The sequence below is a fragment of the Desertibacillus haloalkaliphilus genome (genome assembly GCF_019039105.1).
GTDB classification, from domain to species: Bacteria; Bacillota; Bacilli; order Bacillales; family KJ1-10-99; genus Desertibacillus; species Desertibacillus haloalkaliphilus.
In genome coordinates, this window is the sequence record NZ_JAHPIV010000572.1 from 1 (window position 1) to 333 (window position 333).

Annotated in this window: 1 protein-coding gene; it reads right to left on the bottom strand. The window is 56.2% G+C overall.

Annotation, left to right across the window (positions count from 1 at the left end; translation table 11 throughout):
- Positions 1–333 (bottom strand): hypothetical protein (locus KH400_RS30425; RefSeq protein WP_217228701.1); only part of this gene is annotated, 333 nt, incomplete at both ends.

Genomic DNA, 333 nt, shown 5'->3' on the forward strand with positions numbered 1-333 from the left:
CTTCTCCTTCCCTCTTTCTTCTCCCCCCTTTCTTCCCTTTCCCCCTCCCCCTCTTCTCTCTTCTTCTCCTCTTCCTCCCCTTCTCCCCTCTCTTTTTCTTCTTCCCCTTCCTCCTCTCCTTTTCTCCTTTCCTCTCTCCTTTCCTTTCCCCCCTCTCCCCCTCCTTTTCCCTCCCCTCCCTTTCTTTCTTCTCCTCCTCTTCTTTCTTCCTCTTCCCCTCCCCTTCCCTCCCCCCCTCCTCCCCCTCCTCCCCCTCCCCCCCCCTCTCCTCCTCTCCCTTCTTTTTCTTCCTTCCCCTTCCTTCTCTTTTTTCCCCCCTTTCCCCTTCTTTCT